The organism is Microbacterium sp. 1.5R, from assembly GCF_007667425.1.
Lineage (GTDB): Bacteria > Actinomycetota > Actinomycetes > Actinomycetales > Microbacteriaceae > Microbacterium.
On the sequence record NZ_VDRC01000001.1, the window covers coordinates 882,095 to 902,619 of the forward strand.

17 protein-coding genes are annotated in these 20,525 nt (G+C 67.9%); 4 read left to right on the plus strand and 13 right to left on the minus strand.

Annotation, left to right across the window (positions count from 1 at the left end):
* Positions 1-15 precede the first annotated feature (15 nt).
* On the plus strand, positions 16-2,358 hold the full coding sequence (locus FSY98_RS04415) for a glycosyltransferase (RefSeq protein ID WP_144874307.1): 2,343 nt from the start codon (positions 16-18) through the stop codon (positions 2,356-2,358).
* Positions 2,359-2,370: 12 nt separating this feature from the next.
* Positions 2,371-4,758, plus strand: a complete 2,388-nt coding sequence (locus FSY98_RS04420; RefSeq protein ID WP_222119109.1) for a glycosyltransferase — start codon at positions 2,371-2,373, stop codon at positions 4,756-4,758.
* Positions 4,759-4,760: 2 nt separating this feature from the next.
* On the opposite strand, the gene FSY98_RS04425 is transcribed toward FSY98_RS04420, so the two are convergent.
* The 12 genes from FSY98_RS04425 to FSY98_RS16620 all read right to left on the minus strand — a co-directional run bounded on the left by FSY98_RS04425 (position 4,761) and on the right by FSY98_RS16620 (position 17,761).
* The gene (locus FSY98_RS04425; protein ID WP_186307540.1) at positions 4,761-5,939 is read right to left on the minus strand and encodes a class I SAM-dependent methyltransferase; all 1,179 of its coding nucleotides are present in this window, start codon (positions 5,937-5,939) and stop codon (positions 4,761-4,763) included.
* Positions 5,940-5,980: 41 nt separating this feature from the next.
* Complete coding sequence (gene galE, locus FSY98_RS04430; protein ID WP_144874313.1) at positions 5,981-7,012, minus strand: UDP-glucose 4-epimerase GalE; 1,032 nt, start codon at positions 7,010-7,012, stop codon at positions 5,981-5,983.
* A gap of 1 nt (position 7,013) precedes the next feature.
* The gene (locus FSY98_RS04435) at positions 7,014-9,089 is read right to left on the minus strand and encodes a glycosyltransferase (RefSeq protein ID WP_313955851.1); all 2,076 of its coding nucleotides are present in this window, start codon (positions 9,087-9,089) and stop codon (positions 7,014-7,016) included.
* Between the two features lie 166 nt (positions 9,090-9,255).
* Positions 9,256-10,416, minus strand: a complete 1,161-nt coding sequence (locus FSY98_RS04440) for a polysaccharide pyruvyl transferase family protein (RefSeq protein WP_144874317.1) — start codon at positions 10,414-10,416, stop codon at positions 9,256-9,258.
* A 183-nt stretch (positions 10,417-10,599) separates the two neighbouring features.
* Positions 10,600-11,790, minus strand: a complete 1,191-nt coding sequence (tuf, locus tag FSY98_RS04445; RefSeq protein WP_053097508.1) for an elongation factor Tu — start codon at positions 11,788-11,790, stop codon at positions 10,600-10,602.
* 147 nt (positions 11,791-11,937) lie between these two features.
* Positions 11,938-14,052, minus strand: a complete 2,115-nt coding sequence (gene fusA, locus FSY98_RS04450; protein ID WP_144874319.1) for an elongation factor G — start codon at positions 14,050-14,052, stop codon at positions 11,938-11,940.
* Positions 14,053-14,136: 84 nt separating this feature from the next.
* A complete protein-coding gene (gene rpsG, locus FSY98_RS04455; RefSeq protein WP_050722490.1) occupies positions 14,137-14,607 on the minus strand; it encodes a 30S ribosomal protein S7 in 471 nt (156 codons plus the stop codon).
* Positions 14,608-14,612: 5 nt separating this feature from the next.
* Positions 14,613-14,981 (minus strand): 30S ribosomal protein S12, encoded by a 369-nt coding sequence (gene rpsL, locus FSY98_RS04460; protein WP_013584051.1) that lies wholly within the window; start codon positions 14,979-14,981, stop codon positions 14,613-14,615.
* 210 nt (positions 14,982-15,191) lie between these two features.
* A complete protein-coding gene (locus tag FSY98_RS04465; RefSeq protein WP_186307541.1) occupies positions 15,192-15,839 on the minus strand; it encodes a spermidine/putrescine ABC transporter substrate-binding protein in 648 nt (215 codons plus the stop codon).
* Between the two features lie 61 nt (positions 15,840-15,900).
* On the minus strand, positions 15,901-16,329 hold the full coding sequence (locus FSY98_RS04470; protein WP_144874321.1) for a hypothetical protein: 429 nt from the start codon (positions 16,327-16,329) through the stop codon (positions 15,901-15,903).
* A 71-nt stretch (positions 16,330-16,400) separates the two neighbouring features.
* Positions 16,401-17,489: an ABC transporter gene (locus FSY98_RS04475; RefSeq protein ID WP_144874323.1), complete on the minus strand. Its 1,089-nt coding sequence runs from the start codon at positions 17,487-17,489 to the stop codon at positions 16,401-16,403.
* Between the two features lie 119 nt (positions 17,490-17,608).
* Positions 17,609-17,761 carry a hypothetical protein gene (locus FSY98_RS16620; RefSeq protein WP_186307542.1) on the minus strand — a complete coding sequence of 51 codons (153 nt, stop codon included), beginning with the start codon at positions 17,759-17,761 and terminating at the stop codon, positions 17,609-17,611.
* A gap of 84 nt (positions 17,762-17,845) precedes the next feature.
* Between FSY98_RS16620 and FSY98_RS04480 the strand changes: the two genes are divergently transcribed.
* Together FSY98_RS04480 and FSY98_RS04485 are read left to right on the plus strand one after the other, a co-directional pair.
* Positions 17,846-18,334: a YajQ family cyclic di-GMP-binding protein gene (locus FSY98_RS04480; protein WP_144874325.1), complete on the plus strand. Its 489-nt coding sequence runs from the start codon at positions 17,846-17,848 to the stop codon at positions 18,332-18,334.
* 495 nt (positions 18,335-18,829) lie between these two features.
* Complete coding sequence (locus FSY98_RS04485) at positions 18,830-19,468, plus strand: GntR family transcriptional regulator (RefSeq protein WP_260857275.1); 639 nt, start codon at positions 18,830-18,832, stop codon at positions 19,466-19,468.
* 21 nt (positions 19,469-19,489) lie between these two features.
* Here FSY98_RS04485 and FSY98_RS04490 read toward each other — a convergent pair whose 3' ends face one another.
* Positions 19,490-20,497 (minus strand): alpha/beta hydrolase, encoded by a 1,008-nt coding sequence (locus FSY98_RS04490; protein WP_144874326.1) that lies wholly within the window; start codon positions 20,495-20,497, stop codon positions 19,490-19,492.
* Positions 20,498-20,525 lie beyond the last annotated feature (28 nt).

The following is a 20,525-nucleotide window of genomic DNA, read 5'->3' on the forward strand; positions in this document are numbered from 1 at the left end:
CCCGAAGCGGACCTCATGACGACGCCCCAGACTCTCCTCATCTCCTTCATCGTCGACGCCGACGCCGACGGCGAGGCGGTGGAGCGCAGCATCCGCTCCTGCCTGGCGCAGTCGCTCGCATACATCGAGGTGGTGAGCATCCGTATCGACGGCGCGGACGCCCGCGCGCATCGCACGCCCGCGGACTCCCGCATCACCACGGTCAGCCAAGACCCGGGAACGCCGCGCGCGCGGCGGCTGCAAGCTGGCGTCGATGCCGCGCGCGGAGCGTACGTCCTGGTGCTCGACCCTGGAGACACGCTGTCCACGAACGCCGCGACCCGGCTCCACCGCGCGTCCGAGGAGTCGTCGGCGGATCTGATCGGCTTCGGTGTGCAGCCCGCTGAGGGGCGGCGCCGCTCCACGATCACCCCCGTGAACGGTCCCCTCCTCGGCGCTGACGTCGTGCGCGCGCTTGTTCCCCGCGATTCTCGTGCCGCGCTGCACCTCTCCGGACAGCTGTTCCGCACCGATCTGCTGCGGCGGGCGTACGCGGCATGCGACCAGCGTCCCGACCAGGTCGTCGACGAGGGCGCGGTCGTGCTCCTCGCATATGCCGCCGCCGCCTCCTACGCCTCCGTCAGCTCGGTCGAGTACCGCCAAGCACCGCTTCGACGCGAGGGCGCCGTCGACCCGCGCTCTCTCGAGAAAACCCTGCAGCGGATCTCCGCCTTCCGCTCGGTGCAGCCGACGATGCGCGAGTGGGCACGCCACAGCGCCGATCCGGAGCCGCTGATCGACGCCCAGCGCACGAGCTACCTGACCGTCGTCGCTGACGCCCTCGCTGCCTTCGACGCCCTGCCGCCGGAGGCGCAGGCACAGGGATACGAGGATCTCCGCGCCGTCGTCGACGACCTCGACCTCGTGACAGCAGCGGTGACCTTCGCCCCGGAGACTGTCGCCTCCCTCGTGGCCCACGGCGAGCGACTCGATCTCGGTCGTACGCCTGCACGCAGCGTTCTGCTGACGACGAACGTGCTCACCACCGGCGGCGTCTCCGGCGTCCTCCTCACCCAGGCCCGTCTTCTGGTCGCCTCCGGTCACCGCGTGACGATCGTGACGCATCGTCCGGGGAGTGCAGAGGCGCTGGTTCCCGACGGGGCGACCCTCCTGCAGCTCACCGGGACGAGCCGAGGTCAGCGCGTGCGCCAGTGGGCGCAGCTCTGCCGGGGTTTCGACGTGGACGTCGTCATCGACCACCGCATCCTCTACTCGCGCGACTGGCCGTCGTTCGCGCTCGCCGCTCGCAGCGCCGGGGCGGCGACCGTCGGGTGGATCCACAACTTCGCCGGTCGCCCCACGTACAACGGCAATGACCTGCAGACCCTGCTGCACTCCCATCTGCGGGCTCTGGCGCACCTCGTCGTCCTCTCCCCCCTCGATGTCGCGTTCTGGAAGCTGCGCGGCATCGACCACGTCAGCTACCTGCCCAACCCGCCGTCGCCCTTCCTGCTCGCCTCGGGAGACGCCCCCGGCGCGAAGGACGCTCCGCGCCGCCGGCGCCTCGAGCTCATCTGGTGGGGCCGCCTCGAGGAGCACACGAAGAAGGTCACGCAGCTCGTGGAGATGGCGGCGGCGCTGCAGCGGCTCGGCGTCGACTTCCGTCTGCGCATCGTCGGCCCGGACTGGGCGGACATGACGGCGGAGCGACTGCGCGCTCTCGCCGCGACCCGCGGGGTCGCCGAGCGCGTCGAGTTGACGGGTCCGCGACACGGACCCGATCTGCTCGAGCTGATCGACTCGTCGGATGTCTTCGTCAGCACCAGCATCATCGAGGGATATCCGCTCACGCTGCCGGAAGCGCAGTCACGCGGACTCCCGATCGTCATGTACGACCTGCCGTGGCTCTCCCTCATCGATGACAACGGCGGGGTCGTCACCATCGCTCAGCAGGACCCGCAGGCCCTCGCCGACGCGATCGCCGAGCTGGCCGCGGATCCGTCGCGATACGAGTCGATGTCGCGGTCCTCGATCGCCGCGGCGGCCCTGGCCACCTCGCACGACTTCGCCGCGCTCTACGAGGGGCTGCTCCGCGGGGACCTCCCCCCGGAGCACTCCCCGGAGCCCACGCTGGAGGACGGACGTGAGGTGCTCGACCTCCTCGTCTTCTTCGCGGAGCGCAGCACGCCGCCACCGCGGCAGACGCCCGCCGGACCATCGTCGGCCGGCGGCACGCCCCCGGGTCAGCGCGCCCAGGCTCGCACGGCGGGCGAGCGCCTCGAACGCACGCTGACCCCGATCGGGCGTCGCGTGATCGACGCGGTTCCCTGGCTGCGACCGACCGCGAACCGGATCAAACGCGCACTGCTGCGTCGATAGCGAGAGATGCCCATGCCTGCGACTCCCCTCGTGTCCATCGTCATCCCCGTCTACAACGACGCCGACGTGATCGCCTCTGCACTCGACAGCTGCCTCCGTCAGACGCTCGACGCGATCGAGGTCATCGTCGTCGACGACGCTTCGACCGACGACACCGCCGCCGTCGTACGGCGCTACAGCGCCGCCGACCCCCGCGTCCGGCTCATCTCGCAGGGGCAGAACGCGTCCGCGTTCCAGGCGCGCCGCGCTGGCATCCTCACCGCGACAGCCGAACACCTGCTGTTCCTCGACGGCGACGACGAACTCGCCGAGATGGCCGCCGAGACGGCACTCGCGAGAGCGACGGCGACCGGGGCGGATCTGGTGCAGTTCGGCGTCGACGTCGTCCAGCTCGACGGTCGCACCGGAGGGCGCTTCGAAGCACGCCTGCAGCCGATGCATCCGGACCTGAGCGGGCCGGAGGTGCTCTCCGCGCTTTTCCCCCGGGACCGCCCCGCGCAAGGCCAACTGTGGCGCTACCTGTTCCGTACGCGACTCCTCGTCGACGCCTACACGCTCATGCCCGCTGACCTCGTCCTGCCGAGGGTCAACGATCTGCCGATCTCGTTCCTCGCGGCGGCGCTCGCCACGCGGTTCGCGTCGGTCCCCGACCGCCTGTACCGCTACCACTTCGGTCGGGGAGGCAGCGGCCAGAAGGTACGTGATCTGCCCACCGCCTCTTTCTATGCGGGCGCCATCCAGTCCATCGACTCGATCGAGCCGGCCGTGCGGGCGATCGCAGACGGGCACGTCGACCGCGACCGTCTCCTGTCGACGTACGCATCCGTCCGCCGCGCGATCATCGGCTACACCACCCATTACCTGGCGCAGCACACGCGCTCCGACCTGCGGGGTGCCGTGTTCGCCGATCTGTACACCCGCGCCACGGCAAGCGACATCGTGCAGTCCACCGCTCGGCACTTCCCCGCATCGATCGACACCCTCGCCGCATACGGCGACGCGATCGAGCTCACGCCCAGACCGGCACGCAGCATCGCACTGGTGACCAACCATGTGCGCACCGGGGGGATCTCCGGCGTCGTGATCTCGCAGGCGCACCTGCTGCGGGAAGCCGGGTTCCGGGTGACGGTCGTCGCGCGGGAGGAGGGCAGCGACCTCTCCGGACTGCCCGCCGGCGTCGAGTTCGCCGAAGTGGCGGCCGACACCCTCGGCGATTCGCTCGACCAGTGGGGCCGCGTCTGCGCTGAGCACGAGCTGGACCTGGCCATCGATCACCAGTGGCAGTACTCCCCCACCTGGCAGGCGTATGCCCTCGCCGCGCGAGCCGAAGGCGTCGCCACCGTGGGGTGGTCGCACAACTTCGCCGGCCGGTCCCTGCTCTTCGGCCTCGACCGTCTCGAGTCCGCCCCGCGCTACTTCCCGCTGCTCGCGCACCTCGTCGTGCTGTCTCCGCTCGACGTCGCGTTCTGGAAGCTCCGCGGCATGCCGCGGGTGTCCTACCTCCCGAACCCGCCGTCGACGCAACTGCTCGCCGCCGGCATCCTCGCGTCTCCCCGCCCCGCCCCGCGGGGACGCCCGATCGAGCTCATCTGGTGGGGCCGTCTGCAGGAGCGCACGAAGCGCGTCAGCGCCCTGATCGACGTCGCCGAACACCTCGACCGCAGGGGCGTCGACTTCCGACTGCGCATCGTCGGCCCCGACTGGCGCGACACGACGGCCGCACGACTGAACAGGATGGCCTCCGAGCGCGGCCTCGGTGACCGTGTGCGGGCGATCGGTGCGCTCCGTGGCGATGCGCTCACCGCTGCCATCGACGCGTCCGACATCTTCGTGAACACGAGCATCATCGAGGGCTACCCGCTCACCATCCCGGAGGCACAGGCACGCGGTCTCCCGGTCGCGATGTACGATCTGCCCTGGTTGGCCGTGGTGCAGGACAACGCCGGTGTGGTCTCGGCACCTCAGGGAGACGCACAGGGGCTCGCCCGCGCCATCGCCCAAGCCTCCCGCGCCGATCGGTACCCCGAGCTCTCCGCGGCCTCCCTGGCCGCCGCCGAGCGGGAACGAGGACGCGACTTCGGCACCTGGTATCGCGAGCTAGCGGCCGATGCGCTGCCGTCCGAGCTGTCTCCCGAGCCGAGCGTCGACGACGTCCGTCGACTGATGGATCTGATGATCGCGTTCGCCGAGCAGCAGGCCGCGGATCGCGCGCCCGCACGGGGGCGGAGCGCGCACCGCGGCACGACCCCGAATCCGTCGACCGGCTCACCCATCGGCTCACCCATCAGCTTCGCGATGCGGAAGGCACTCCCGGCGGCCAAGGCGGTACTCCAGGTCGCGCCGTGGCTGCGACCCGCGGCCGAGCGCGCACGGCACGCCGTGATGAAGAGGATCGGCTGAGGTCAGCGTGCGGCGTGGGCCTCGAAGACCCGGATGCCGCGATGCGGCGACGTGAGGCTCGTCCCGACGAGGCCCTCGTCCGCCCAGAAACCGATCACGTCGCGCTCATCCGGCCGATCGGCGTCGTCGAGCATCACGAGCGCATCGGTCGCAAGTCGCGAGCGGAGAAGAGGCACCGCGGGATAGCGGGCGTGAGGTCCGCTGGTTCCCGGGGGGCCGTCGACGAGCAACACGTCCACGACCTCCGGGAGGTCCGCGTGCGCGAGGTCGTACCAGAGGAGATCACCCCGCGGAGTCGACTGCGTGGTGAGCGGACAGACCGACACCTGCGCCCACTCGCCCAGTCCATGAGCCTCGAGCATCGCGCGCGTCTCGGCTGCATACTCCTCGCTGCTGTCGAGGGCATAGACCTTGCCCGACCCCTTCGACTTCATCGCGAGGGCCATCCAGAGGGTCGATGTGCCGCTCCCGCATTCGACGACCGAGGCCGCATCGCGCTGCTCGATCGCGTCGAGCAGATACACCAGCCCGACGGGACTCAGAGCCCACCCCGACAGGATGGGCAGGGGCGTGCGGGGAGTGTATCGGGCGAGGAGCTGGAGGAGCGCCTGCTCCTCGCTCACGCTCTCGACCTCGATGCGGCGGACTCGGCGGTCGATGCGCGTGATCTTGCTCGAGATGTCTTCCAGGGCCTGCGCGGAGGTGACGACCCCGTCTTTGGTGGAGATGATCGTCTGCGAGAGCAGCTGATGCGCCACCCGCATCCCCCTGATCTCGGCCCTCAGGGCCGACATGTCCTGCGCCAGCTGTTCGATGAGGACCTGCGACTGCCCGTCGCCACGGAGCCCCAGAGGCTGACGGGGCGCGTACGCGCTCGCGGCGGTCATCGCGCGCACGGTGGTCGTCGATCCCCGCTGCACATCATCGCGAGTGGCCTTCACCAGGCGCAGGATCCCCTCGGACAGACGGCGCGACTGCCGCACGTCCCTCATCTGCGCGCGCACGTCGCCTCGCCGCGCGGCGAACTCGACCCTGGAGATCAGTCCCAGCAGGGCCACGAGAGCGGCGATCAGGACGAGCGCCCACTCCAGATACCCCAGCAGAGCGAGGCAGGCCGCCGCCACAGCGAAGCCGACGAGTACGGCGATGGTCGCGAGATCCCTCGCAGAGAGCCTTGGCATCTGGTTCCTCCTGTTGCGACCCGCCAGGGCCGACCACATTTCTAGCTGTCGAGTCGCGAAGACATGCCCGATGGATTCGCGCTCTGCCACCGCCAGGTGTCGGCGCACATCTCCTCGAGCGAGCGAGCAGCCATCCATCCGAGCTCGGTGCGAGCGCGGGAGGGATCGGCGTACGCGACCGCGAGATCCCCCTCGCGCCGCGGACCGACGACGTAGGGCACCGTCCGGCCGCTCGCGCGTTCGAACGCCCGCAGCAGTTGCAGGACAGAGGTGGACGCACCCGTTCCGAGGTTGAAGGCACGCACGTCTGCGGTCATCGAATCCAGGTGATCGAGGGCGGCGACGTGCCCGGCGGCGAGATCGACGACGTGGATGTAGTCGCGCTCGCCCGTCCCATCCACGGTGTCGTAATCGTCGCCGTGCACGGTGAGACGATCGCGTCTGCCGACCGCGACCTGTGCCACGAAGGGCATGAGGTTGTTGGGGACTCCACGGGGGTCCTCGCCGATCAGACCGGAAGCGTGCGCGCCGACCGGATTGAAGTAGCGCAGCAGGGCGACCTTCCACCCCGGGTTGGCCGCGGCGATGTCGCTCAGCATCCGCTCGATGATGACCTTCGTCTGCCCATACGGGTTCGATGACTCCAGCGGCCAGCTGTCTTCCCCGAGCGGAGACGAATGAGCGGCACCGTAGACGGTCGCCGACGAGGAGAAGACGAGGCGACGGACACCGTTCTTCTCCATCGCGTCCGCGACCGTCAGGGTGCTGACGAGGTTGTTCCGGTAGTACTCCCGCGGCGCGGAGACCGACTCCCCGACCGCTTTGAGCCCGGCGCAGTGGATGACGGCGTCGATCGGCTCGGCATGGAACAGGCGCTCCGTCGCCTCCGCGTCGGTGAGCTCGACCTCATGGCACTCCACGGACACGCCGCTGATGCGTTCGAGACGGTCGAGGACGGCCGGGCTGGAGTTGGAGAAGTTGTCGGCGATGACAGCGGTATGACCGGCTTCCGCAAGGGCGACGACGGTGTGAGAGCCGACATACCCGGCCCCTCCCGTGACGAGGACGCGCACGTCAGGCGGCCTTCGTCAGCCGCTGGATCTTCAGCGTCTGATTCCGTTCGTGTCGCATCATCATGTAGATGCTGTACGCCTCCGGGGTCGGATCGACCTCTTGGATGCGTGCTCCGACGTCCTCCGGGAGCTCGAGGAAGAGGCGGCGGGTCGCCGCGAACATGCGGTGGATCACGTCGCCGATCTGCGGTGCCAGCTCCGGACCGACCGGGTGGTGCACAAGCCGACGCTTCATATCGAGGTACGCGGCGAAGTACCCGCGCATGGAACGCTCGGCGGCCCCACCCGTCATGATCGATCCCGGGCGCATCCGACGCGCATAGATCGGCAGATCGACGTGCGCCGCGCGCGCCGCGTTGAGGAAGAGGGCGAAGGTGAAGGGATTGTCCTCGTGCATGATGCCCGGAATGAACGTCAGCTCCGCGTCACGGAGAAGCGCGGTGCGCACGAGATACAGGCATGCGCTGGGGCGGTACTCGCGCGCGTCGTTCAGTTCCGCCATCAGCTCCGGCCCCGTCACGACCGTCGAGTAGGCGCGCGTACGGGTGTAGTAGGTCGCGTACGCGGTGTGCGTGGCTTCCGACACGCCCGGTTCGAAGAATGCCTCCGCATCGAAGAGCAGTAGGTCGAGCGCGTCCCGGTCGGCGATCTCCACGAGGTTCGACAGATCGTCGGTCCGCCAATAGTCATCGCTGTCCAGCATGCAGACATAGCGACCACTGGCGACCTCGAGGCCCGAGTTCCGGGCGGCGGACAGACCGCCGTTGGGACGGTCGACGACGACGATGCGGGGGTCGCTCGACGCGTACTCCTGGAGGATGCTCGCGGACTCGTCCGTGGAGCCGTCGTTCACGCAGATGACCTCGACGGAGACGCCGGTCTGCCCGAGGACCGAGAGCAGACACTCGTGAAGCCAGGCCGCCGCGTTGTAGACGGGGACGATGACGGAGACGTCGGGGACGGCAGGGTCGGCTGCTGGACGCCGATCCTCGGCATCCGGTTCGCCACCGGCGTCGACGACGACCTCGTGCGATACCGTCGGCTCCGGCAGCGGGGGTCCCCCTGGCATGCCTGCACGATCGAAGAGGAATGCGGAGACGGGCTTGGCGATGATCTCCGCCACCCGCTGCCGAAGATGCGACGAGAGGAATACACGGCTCGGGGCGTCGGTGAGTCCGTTGCGAGGGAACACGTCGTGGCGCAGAGCCTCATACGTGGTCGCGAACGCTTCGGCCGTCTTCGCCCGCGACAGGGCACCGACTGACATCGAGGCGACGAGGTTCATGAACGCGCGTTCGTGGCGCCCGTAGATTCCGGCCTCCACGAGCGACTCGTAGATACCCGAGATCGCCTCGACGAACTCGAGAGGCGTCTCGTGCACGGAGCCCTGAAGGCTCGTCGTATTGCTCACACGGTACTCGACGAGTTCCTCGGCGACATACGTGAGCCGCTGAGCCCGTGCGAGGGACAGGTACGTGAAGTACGCGTCGTTCGCCCGCCGGAGCGGCTGGAACGCGATTCCGGCCTCTTCGACGAAGGCCCTGCGGAAGAGCTTGTTCCAGTTGGCGGGATTCGTGAAGTAGAAGAGATGGTCGGCGACGTCCTCCGGCGAGAACGGCGTCTCCGCGGGCATGATGTCGACGCGCAGCGCCCACGGCTGAGACCTCCGGATCCCCGTGACATCGTCGAGGGTGCTGAAACCCGAGAGCACGACGTCGGCGCGGTCCGCCTTGGCCTTCGAATAAAGCTTTTCGAGCATGCTGGGCGCGTACAGGTCATCAGCATCGAGGAACCCGAGATACTCGCCTCGCGCGACTCCTAGTCCCACGTTGCGGGCAGCTCCTGCGCTGCCGATAGCAGGGCCCTCGATGCGGCGGAATCGGCGGTCGGAGGCCACGAACGCGTCGACGATGGATGCCGAACGATCGGTCGATCCGTCGTCCACCACGATGACCTCGAAGTCCATCAAGGACTGGGAAGCGAGGCTCTGCAGGGTGTCTTGAATGTGTCTCTCGGCGTTATGCATCGGTATCACGACCGACACTGCCGGTGTGACCGACTTCACAAGCTTGACCACTCGTCCCCCGCTCCGTTCGTCGACCCAGAGTATCGGAATTCACGACTCCACTCGGACACCGCACGCGCTGCGCCGCCTAAAGATGCCGGCTCATCGCGCGCGCGGACACCACTCGACACCGCTTCTGCAGGGAGGGGAGGGCCGACCCCTCTCCCGCAGGGCGGTATCAAGCGACGGAGGGCGAGGGAATCTCGGCGGCGTAGGGGTTGTCGATCGAGGGCGCGTCGACCGTGGCGAGCCCGTGGATCTTCAGATACGTGTTGAACTGATCGAACAGTTCAGGCAGCGCCTCGAACATCGGCTGATAGTCCATGAGCGCATGGATCTCCTCCGAGCTCATGTCTACGACCAGCTCCTTCGGCAGAGCGGGGAGGCGAAGAACGTTCGTCAATTCCTCCGTGCGGCTGTCATGCGTTATCCATACGGCGGGTACACCGCTGAGCAGAGACGCCATGTTCACGTGGAAGCGTGTGCCGTACGAGAAGCCGACGCTCTCGGAGTTGAACGCGTACCACGAGTCCGGGTCGCGGAAGAGATTGAACCGACTGGTGTAGTAGCGCTCGAGCTGCGGGACGGACAGCGCCCCTTCCTTCACCGGGCGCTTGAGGAACCACGGAAGCGGGAGATCCTTCGTGCCGCGCTGCAGCTCGTAGGCATACGTGGCGGCGAACTTGTTCACCGGTTCGATCAGGTGGCTGTCCTCCTGGATCGCGCGCACCAGCATGCGGTTCTCGAGCGGCTCGTGGTAGGTCGTGCCGTTGTAGGCCGTCCGACCCTCTCGGCCGTCACGGATGGCGTCTGCGAGCAGCGAGAAGGCCTGGGGGCGCGAGAAGAACGAGGGGCAGCCTGTGACGAAGGTGTTGGAGACACCGGCGAACTCCTCGAACATCGCGGCCGTGAACCCGCCGCGGACCCCGACGGCCTCAGATCGGTCTCCGAGGAACTTCATCAGCTCGATCGCCTCGGGGGGCATGGTCCCGTCGAGCTCCTGCGTGGGGGCCTGGGCGCCCAGCCCGAAGATCACGATGGGCACCGTGAAGTTCGACAGGTAGTCCTGGAAGCGCTTGTACCGCGCTCCGTCCTCGTCGTTCAGCTTGAGGAAGTTCGCCACCGTGACCACGAGATGGCTGCACTCGTTGTTGACGTACTCGACGAAGTTGCGTCGGCGGGGTCCGAAGCGGCGATCCTTGTAGAAGACGGCCTCGGGGAACAGCTCGAACGGAGCGTTGCCGTGAATCATGTTGCCCGCGTTCTCGGGCATCTGGATCGGGAACTCGGCGGGGAGTCTCGTGTAGCACCCCATCACTCCGATCGGTTGCTGGCTCATCCCCGTCGTCCTCCACTCGATTCGTGCGACAGCCACGGCGTTCGTGCGTGGTGATCGAAGCAAGCGTAGTACACCTCGGACGGCCGCACGCACCCGCGCGACCCTCGTTCCACCCGTCGCCTCTGGGGCATGACGAAAGGGGCCGGACCCGAAGGTCCGACCCCTTGCGCAGGAAGCAGATGCTTACTTGATGATCTTCGTGACCGTACCGGCGCCGACGGTGCGTCCACCCTCACGGATGGCGAAGCCGAGGCCCTCCTCCATGGCGATCGGCTGGATCAGCTCGACCGTCACGTCGGTGGTGTCGCCGGGCATGACCATCTCGGTGCCCTCGGGCAGCGTGATGACGCCGGTGACGTCGGTGGTGCGGAAGTAGAACTGCGGGCGGTAGTTCGTGTAGAAGGGGTTGTGACGCCCACCCTCGTCCTTCGACAGGATGTACGCGGTGCCCGCGAAGTCGGTGTGCGGCGTGACCGAACCCGGCTTGACGATGACCTGGCCGCGCTCGACGTCCTCACGCTTCGTACCACGGAGCAGAAGACCGCAGTTCTCGCCGGCCCATGCCTCGTCGAGCTGCTTGTGGAACATCTCGATACCCGTGACCGTGGTCTTGACGGTCGGACGCAGTCCGACGATCTCGACCTCGGAGTTGATGGCCAGCGTGCCACGCTCGGCGCGGCCGGTGACGACGGTTCCACGACCGGTGATCGTGAAGACGTCCTCGACGGGCATCAGGAACGGCTTGTCCTTATCGCGCACGGGGTCGGGCACGTTGTTGTCGACGGCCTCCATGAGGTCGAGGATGGACTGGGTCCACTTCTCGTCACCCTCGAGGGCCTTCAGAGCGGAGACGCGGACGACAGGAGCGTCCTCGGCGAAGCCCTGCGAGGCGAGCAGCTCGGAGACCTCGAGCTCGACGAGCTCCAGGATCTCCTCGTCGTCGACCATGTCGGCCTTGTTCAGCGCGACGAGCAGGTACGGCACGCCGACCTGCTTGGCGAGCAGCACGTGCTCACGCGTCTGAGCCATCGGGCCGTCGGTGGCGGCGACCACGAGGATCGCGCCGTCCATCTGCGCAGCACCGGTGATCATGTTCTTGACGTAGTCGGCGTGGCCGGGGGCGTCGACGTGCGCGTAGTGGCGCTTCGGGGTCTCGTACTCGATGTGCGAGATGTTGATGGTGATTCCACGCTGGCGCTCTTCCGGCGCCGAGTCGATGGAAGCGAAGTCGCGCTGCACGTTGGTGTCGGAGGGGTACTTGTCAGCAAGCACCTTCGAGATCGCTGCGGAGAGCGTGGTCTTGCCGTGGTCGACGTGACCGATCGTTCCGATGTTGACGTGCGGCTTGGTCCGCTCGAACTTGGCCTTAGCCACTGGGTCCTCCTCAGGACGTCGTTGTAGAGGTGCCGGGCACTGGATTGCGACCGGTTCTCTACGGGTTTGATTCTCAGTTTAGTAGAGAGGGAATGTGAAGTTGTAGGTGACCTGGGAGCCGGGCCGGAACCCGGCTCCCAGAAAGGGTTACTCGCCCTTGGCCTTCTGGACGATCTCGTCGGCCACGGCGCGGGGCACCTCAGCGTAGCTGTGGAACTCCATCGAGTAGACCGCGCGGCCCGAGGTCTTCGAGCGCAGGTCGCCGATGTAGCCGAACATCTCGGACAGCGGCACCTGGGCACGGACGACCTTGACGCCTGCGGCGTCCTCCATCGACTGGATCTGGCCACGACGCGAGTTCAGGTCGCCGATGACGTCGCCCATGTACTCCTCAGGAGTACGGACCTCGACGGCCATCAGCGGCTCGAGCAGCACGGGGTTGGCGCGACGAGCGGCCTCCTTGAAGCCCATGGAGCCGGCGATCTTGAACGCCATCTCCGAGGAGTCGACGTCGTGCGCCGCACCATCGACGATGATCGCCTTGACGCCCACCATCGGGTAGCCGGCGAGCACGCCGACGTTCATGGCGTCCTGGAAACCGGCGTCGATCGAGCCGATGTACTCGCGCGGGATGCGACCACCGGTGACCGAGTTCACGAACTCGTAGGTCTTGTCGCCATCGAGCTCGAGGGGCTCGATGGTGAACTGGATCTTGGCGAACTGGCCCGATCCACCGGTCTGCTTCTTGTGCGTGTAGTCGTGCTTCTCGACGGCCTTCTTGATCGTCTCGCGGTACGCCACCTGCGGCTTGCCGACGTTCGCCTCGACGCGGAACTCGCGCTTCATGCGGTCGACGAGGATGTCGAGGTGCAGCTCGCCCATGCCCTTGATGGTCGTCTGACCGGTCTCGGGGTTGAGCTCCGTGCGGAACGTCGGGTCCTCTTCGGCGAGCTTCTGGATCGCGGTGCCCAGCTTCTCCTGGTCAGCCTTGGTCTTCGGCTCGATGGCGACCTCGATGACGGGCTCGGGGAAGGTCATCGACTCGAGGACGACGGGCGCGTCGATCGCGGCGAGGGTGTCACCGGTGGTGGTGTCCTTCAGGCCGATCACGGCGTAGATGTTGCCCGCGGTGAGCGAGTCGACCGGGTTCTCCTTGTTGGCGTGCATCTGGAAGATCTTCCCGATGCGCTCCTTCTTGCCCTTGGTCGAGTTGATGACGGCCGAACCGGAGTCGAGGTGACCCGAGTAGACGCGGACGTACGTCAGACGACCGAAGAACGGGTGCACGGCGACCTTGAAGGCCAGGGCTGCGAACGGGTCCTTGGCGTCGGGGTGACGCTCGATGACCTTCTCCTCGTCCTTCGGGTCGTGCGCCTCGATGGCGCCGACGTCGAGGGGGTTCGGGAGGTAGTCGACGACCGCGTCGAGCATCGGCTGCACGCCGCGGTTCTTGAACGCCGAGCCGCAGAGCACGGGGTAGATCTCCGAGGCGACGACCATCTTGCGGATGGCGCCCTTGATCTCGGCGATCGTGAGCTCCTCGCCGCCGAAGAACTTCTCGAGCAGCGCGTCGTCGGTCTCGGCGACGGTCTCGAGGAGCTGCTGACGGTACTCGTCCGCCTTCTCCTTGAGGTCGGCCGGGATCTCCTGGATCTCGTACGACGCACCCATGGTCACGTCACCCTTGGCGTCACCCGGCCACACCAGCGCGCGCATCTCGATGAGGTCGACGACTCCGACGAAGTCGTTCTCGGCGCCGATCGGGAGCTGCAGCACCAGCGGCTTGGCGCCGAGGCGGTTGACGATGGTGTCGACGGTGAAGTAGAAGTCCGCGCCGAGCTTGTCCATCTTGTTGACGAAGCAGATGCGGGGGACGTTGTACTTGTCGGCCTGACGCCACACGGTCTCGGACTGGGGCTCGACGCCCTCCTTGCCGTCGAACACGGCGACCGCGCCGTCGAGGACGCGGAGCGAACGCTCCACCTCGACCGTGAAGTCCACGTGACCGGGGGTGTCGATGATGTTGATCTGGTTGTTGTTCCAGAAGCAGGTCACGGCGGCAGACGTGATCGTGATGCCGCGCTCCTTCTCCTGCTCCATCCAGTCGGTGGTCGAGGCGCCGTCATGCGTCTCGCCGAGCTTGTGGTTGACGCCCGTGTAGAACAGGATGCGCTCGGTCGTCGTGGTCTTGCCGGCATCGATGTGCGCCATGATGCCGATGTTGCGAACCTTGCTCAGGTCCGTGAGCACGTCTTGTGCCACAGGAGTGTCCTTATCTTTTCTGGCAGTCGTACTGCGAAGAGGGGGTGCCCGCCCCCGGCGGGTGGCCGGGGGCGGGCGAAGCTGTTACCAGCGGTAGTGAGCGAACGCGCGGTTCGACTCGGCCATCTTGTGCGTGTCCTCGCGGCGCTTGACCGCGGCGCCGAGGCCGTTCGACGCGTCGAGGATCTCGTTCTGCAGGCGCTCGGTCATCGTCTTCTCACGACGACCCTTGGCGTAGCTCACGAGCCAGCGCAGCGCGAGGGTGTTCGCGCGGTGCGGCTTGACCTCGACCGGCACCTGGTAGGTCGAACCGCCGACGCGGCGGCTCTTGACCTCGAGGGTGGGGCGGACGTTGTCGAGCGCCTTCTTCAGCGTGGCGACGGCATCCTGACCGTTCTTCGCCTCGACGCCGCGGAGGGCGTTGTAGACGATCGACTCGGCGAGCGACTTCTTGCCGTCGACCAGGATCTTGTTGACCAGCTGGCTGACGATCGGAGCGCCGTATACCGGGTCGTTGACGACGGGACGCTTGGGGGCGGGACCCTTACGAGGCATTGGACTCAGCCCTTCTTCGCGCCGTAGCGGCTGCGAGCCTGCTTACGGTTCTTGACGGCCTGGGTGTCCAGGGCGCCACGGACGATCTTGTAGCGGACACCGGGGAGGTCCTTGACACGACCACCACGCACGAGCACCAGCGAGTGCTCCTGCAGGTTGTGGCCCTCACCGGGGATGTACGCGGTGACCTCGGTGCCGTTGCGGAGCTTCACACGAGCGACCTTGCGCATCGCCGAGTTCGGCTTCTTCGGGGTGGTGGTGTAGACGCGGGTGCAGACCCCGGCCTGCTGCGGGTTCGACTTGAGCGCCGGTGCCTTGGTCTTCGAGACCTTGGGCGAGCGACCCTTGCGAACCAACTGCTGAATGGTTGGCACGTTCTCTCCTCATAGTGCTGCACGGTGACAGCGTGATGGGTTTCACATCATGACCCACCGGCACGCCGGAACCGGCGGACTTTTGTGGTGGTGGGTATGCCGTGGGGGCGGACCGGCTAGGTGCCGGCGCCCAGCGCGCACGTCGAGACGTGCACACACCTGATCAAGTGTAATGCCGCGTAACCTGACCGGTCAAATGGCGGTCGGGGACTACGGCGCCTCGGGATCGAACGGCGAATCGAGCGACTGCGTCAGCTCGGCGAGGAGCGCCTCGATCTGCGGTTCCACGTGCTGCGAGATCGCGGCCTGGATCCGGATGCGATGGCGGAGCAGGATGCCGCAGATCTCGCGCCCGACCATGTTGGCGTACTCGTCTGCCAGCGAGACCTCCTGCCGCAGCGCGGCCTTCGCCTCGTCGGTCAACGGCGGCAGCGGCGGGAGAGCGGCGGACTCGTCATCGGCCAGACCCGCGATCGTGAAGAGGAACGGCGCCCCTGGCACGGGTTCCGGGTCGAGGGGCAGCCCGTCGAACTCGGGGTCCAGGTCGTCGGCGGGGCGGTAGCTCCGTGCGCGGTTGCGCGCCGCCTGCTGATCCAGCTCGCGCTGCAGCATCGGCAGATTGCGTGCCGTGTATTCGGCGACCGCGTGGTCGACGATCGTCTTCATCCGGGTCGACAGTCCGTGCTGCACGCCGTGGGGGGCGTTCGCCGCGATGCCGGCCGCAGACAGGATGGGCGACCCGAGGCAGCGACGGCAGGGCGCCACACGACCGCGATGGGTGGCCGGCTCCCACCGCGGCACCCAGCGCAGCCACGCCTCCACGGCCTGGTCGACCTGCGTCTCCAACGAGCGCTCCACAACTAGAGCGTACGGTGCGAGCCCCTCCCCCGCGGCTATTTCACGCAGGGCGACGGGGGTGTCACTCTTCGTCGTCGCCCTCCCAGGGCCACTTCGGCCGCCCGGACCGCGTACGACGGAGGGCGACTCCCACCCATGCCGCGACTGCGGCCGCGACGAGCAGGACCGCGCTCGCGCCCCCACGCACGAGATCCCCGGCGACCACCGTCGCGACGACGAAATCGCCCCGCGCCACCATGACGGCCGCCCATACGACGAGCAGATGAGCCAGCGCGGCGGCGAGGGCCGTCCCCGGCACGGAGAGGAAGGACGGATGCTCGCGTCGCAACGACGACGACAGCATGAGCGCGAACGCGAGCAGGGCCGCGAGCATCCCGACCACTCCCGGCAGCTGACCGAGCCCGCGCACCGCGATGATGTCGGTGTCGGTGGCGACGCTCAGAGCGCCGAGTCCGAACACCGCCAGTGCGAAGAACCCGACGGTCGCCAATGTGAGTGCCAGGACGCGCGAAACCCCCGCGGACTGCGGTCCGCGGGGGTTCGGCGACGTGGTGTCCGTGATTACCTCGACAGAGTGGGGCCCGCTTCGAGGGTGCGCTCGTACTCGCGCTGCGCCTCGGCGTTGAGCTCGGTCTTGCGGGCGCCGCTGCGCGCCACCCAGGCCCCGAACCAGATGGTCAGCTCGCGACCGAACACGAACGCGGCGATCGCGAGCGGTGCGAACAGCTGTTCTCCGATCAGTGCGCTGCCCTCGCTGGCGGTCAGCAACCAGAAGCGCTCCTCGAACAGCTGGCCCAGCAGGTGCCCGCCGTAGGCGAAGAGTCCGACGATGATGCCGAACACCACCCACAGGCCCCAGCGACCGCGGTTGATGAACGCACCGAGCAGCCAGAATCCGAGGAAGAACACGACGACCGGAACCCAGAAGCCCCAGGTGGTGAGCGGAGCCAGAGCGGATTCGGCGATGTTCTCGGCGGTGACGTCGCCTGCCCAGGCGCCGAGCCCGAGCGTGGTGCCGAGGTACAGGATCGCGAACGCGAGCGTCGCGAGGAGGCCGATCGCTCCGGCGGTGCCGCGGTTGCCGCGCTCGCGCGGAGCCTCGGGCGCCTGGACGAAGATGGGCTGCTGGGTGAAGGTCGGCTGCCCGGCAGGCTCCGCCGCCGTGGTCTCACGGACGACCGGCTCGGACGGGACGACCCGCGTCTCGGTGTCGTCCGGTGCCGAGTATGCGGCGGACGCCATGGTCGAGTCCTCGCGGGCGACCGGTGTGGTGTGGACGGCCGTCGCGTCGGCATCCCGAGCGGCGTACGAGGGGTCGCCGTCGGAGCGAGCGGAGTCGCGCTCGGAGTACGAGGAGTCGCCGTCGGAGCGAGCGGAGTCGCGCTCCTCGGAGCGCGCGAGGTCGTTCAGCTCCGGAGTCGCGAACGTGCCGGGGTGGTCGCGCTCGGCCGCCTCGAAGGCGGCGAGATCAGGGTCGACGGCAGGATCCGTGCGGGGGGCGGGCACGTCGTCTGCCGCGGCATCCGTCGTCGAACGTCCTGGGACGTCCGCGCGTGCGGCCTCGGCGGCGTCGAGACCAGCGTTCGCGCTGTCGACGACGTCATCGACGTCCTTCCGCCGCTCGGGCTGGGGAACCTCGGGGTCACTCATGGGTGCGCCTCTCATCGGAAGTGTGCTCTGCGAGGCTACCGCCGCGCAGAGGCACCCTCTCGGAGGCGTGCCGACGTGTCGCCCGACCCGAGCAGCGCGTCGATCGCGCGTCGCTGCGCTCAGGGCATCAGCGAGCGCAGCGTGTCGCCGGCGAAGGACGCGAGCGCGGGCACGATGGGGATGGCGAACCACACGAGACCGAGGACCACGCCCGTGCACAGCAGCCCCGCGATCCAACTCATCGCGAGGTTGCGACCCCCTACCCGTGCCATGACTCCACGGTACGACCGGCGGGGTCGCGCGCACGGGAGCAACACCGCTGAACTTTGTGCGAGCGTGGTCGATACACTCTCTCTATGGCTGACAGTTCCTTTGACATCGTCTCGAAAGTGGATCACCAGGAGGCCGAGAACGCCCTGAACCAGGCGCGCAAGGAGATCGAGCAGCGCTACGACTTCAAGGGCACGGGCGCATCGATCGCCTGGAGCGGCGAGCAGGTGCTGATCACCGCGAACACCGAGGAGCGCGCGAACGCCGTCCTCGACGTCTTCCAGTCGAAGCTCATCAAGCGCGGGATCTCGCTCAAGAGCCTCGAGTCCGGCGACCCGTTCGCGAGCGGCAAGGAGTTCCGGATCGTCTCGACGCTGAAGGATGGCATCTCCTCGGAGAACGCGAAGAAGATCGGCAAGATCATCCGCGACGAGGGCCCGAAGGGCGTCAAGAGTCAGATCCAGGGAGACGAGCTGCGGGTGCAGTCGAAGAGCCGCGACGACCTGCAGGCGGTGATCGCCCTGCTCAAGGGTTCCGATCTCGACATCGACCTGCAGTTCATCAACTACCGCTGACCGAGCCCTCGCCCCTCTGACCTCCCCCTACCGTGCGCGAGGGGCCCGCGGCGGCGACGGGTCGGCCGACGCTCCACCGGCCGGCGGCGATCTGGATTTTCCCTGCCCTCCGGTAGCACCATTGTCCACAGCCCCCGATCGCATACCGATATACGGGTTCAGGTGCCGGAAACTTGATCCGTCGCATACCGATGCGGCCGACGAAGAGTCGAAGTGCGACGCGCCGTGAACCGGTTCCGCGGTTCCGAGCTCCTCCGTCACCCCCTGAGGGGAGGAGGAGCAGGGCAGCGTCATCCACGTCTGACGAGCGACAACACGCGCGCCAGGGCGGGCTCGTCGTCGATTCCGTTCCACGGGGGTGCGCCCTCTGCCGGGCGCTGGTGCGCGCAGCAGAGATGCGCCTGTGGATTACTGGCACGCCGATCGACTCCGTGATGTAGTGGCCCTCCGGGCGCTTCGCGGGGCTCGGATCCGGGAACCAACTGGGGGAAATCCATGAAAAGCAGGACCGACTCGATGACGACGATGCGGGAGGGAAAGCAGCTTCTCGCCGAGGAGGTCTTCCAGCACATCGGAGCGCAGATCGTCGACGGCGATCTGCCCCCGGGGCACCGCATCCGAGATGTCGACGTGGCCGAAGAGCTGCACGTGTCCCGCACGCCGGTGCGTGAGGCCCTGCAGCGGCTCGAGCGTCTCGGGCTGGTCATCATGTACCCGAGTCGTTACACCGAGGTGACCGCGGTGACCCCCGAAGTGGTCGAGCAGACGCTCGAGTTCGCGGGCTACCAGGCCGGGATGGCCGCGCGGATGGGCGTCTCCCGGATGTCGCGGGAGGATCGGGATCGCCTGGCCGCATTGATCTCCGAGATGTCGAACGGCGTCTCCGCACACGACCACGTCTTCGAGAGCCGGTGGGCCGTGTTCGCCTTCCTCAGCGGACGCAGCCGCAACGCCCAGCATCAGTTCCTGCTCAACGACGCCAGCATGGCTCTTGCCCGGAACCTCCGCGCGTGGCGGGTACCGGTCGCCGATCACGAACGGATGCTGGGCATCTACCGCGATTTCCGCGAAGCGGTGCTGACCGCCGACGCCGACGCCGCAGAGCGCCTGGCGCGCGAGATGCACTACCTCTGACCCGCCCCGCGCGACCCGTCGTCACCCCTGAGCGGCCCACCCTGTCACCCACCGTGCGAGGCGGGAATATGCGTCCTCCCGCGCGTCATGCCGCGAGAGGAACACGTCGTGCAGCGCGCCGTCGATCCGCTCGACCGTCACCGATGAGCCGACCTTGAGGGCGGCACGCGCGATGTCGTCGACGACGAGAACGGAATCGACACGGGTGAGATCCTCCGACCACCGGGTCGGCGGCGCCGATCGCGCAGAGAGCAGCACGCAGACGGGAGCGTCGATCGAGAGGCCGGCCGCCACCGCGCCATGGCCGACGAGGATCGCGTGGAACCACCCGGCGTGCACCGCCATCGTCTGCGCCGGCCGCCACACCGGGTTCACATCCATCGGATCGGCCTCGTCGGCCACCGCCTGCTGCGCACGCGTGTAGAAGCCGAGGTCGACCTGCGGCGCGACCTCGCGCGGCGCCCAGCGCGCCTGCAGCTCCGCGACCGGCGCGATGAGCGGCCGGGCCGAGGCGACCTGGAACTCCAACCACGGACTGTTGAGGATCACCGCATCGGCCACGCCGGGGTGCCGCGACGCCCACAGGCTCAGCGTCAGACCGCCCGTCGAGTGCCCGAGCAGCACGAGTCGGCGGCCGGACGCCGCTCCCCCCTCCCCACGACCCATCGCGGCGAAGGCGGCGGCGATGTCCTCGTCGTACGTCGACAGGTCGGTGATGAACCCAGGAGTCTGCCCGTCGCGCAGGCTCCGGCCGTACTTGCGGAGGTCCAGCGCGAAGAAGCGCGCACCGCGCGTGGTCCAGAACCGTGCCAGCCGCTTCTGGAAGAAGTAGTCCGACCATCCGTGCACGTAGAGCACATCAACGTCGTGGAGCTGCCGTGTGCGGCCGAGGGCACGATCCCACCACGACGGGTCGGGCGGGAGCGCGCGCACCAGGGTGGCGACGACCGGCCCCTCGTCGTCGTCGGCGAGGTCGAGCGTCAGCTGCTCGAACTCGTCGCCGAGAACGTCCGGGACCCAGTCAGCCATGCCGCCAGGCTAGCCGACGCCCTCTCGC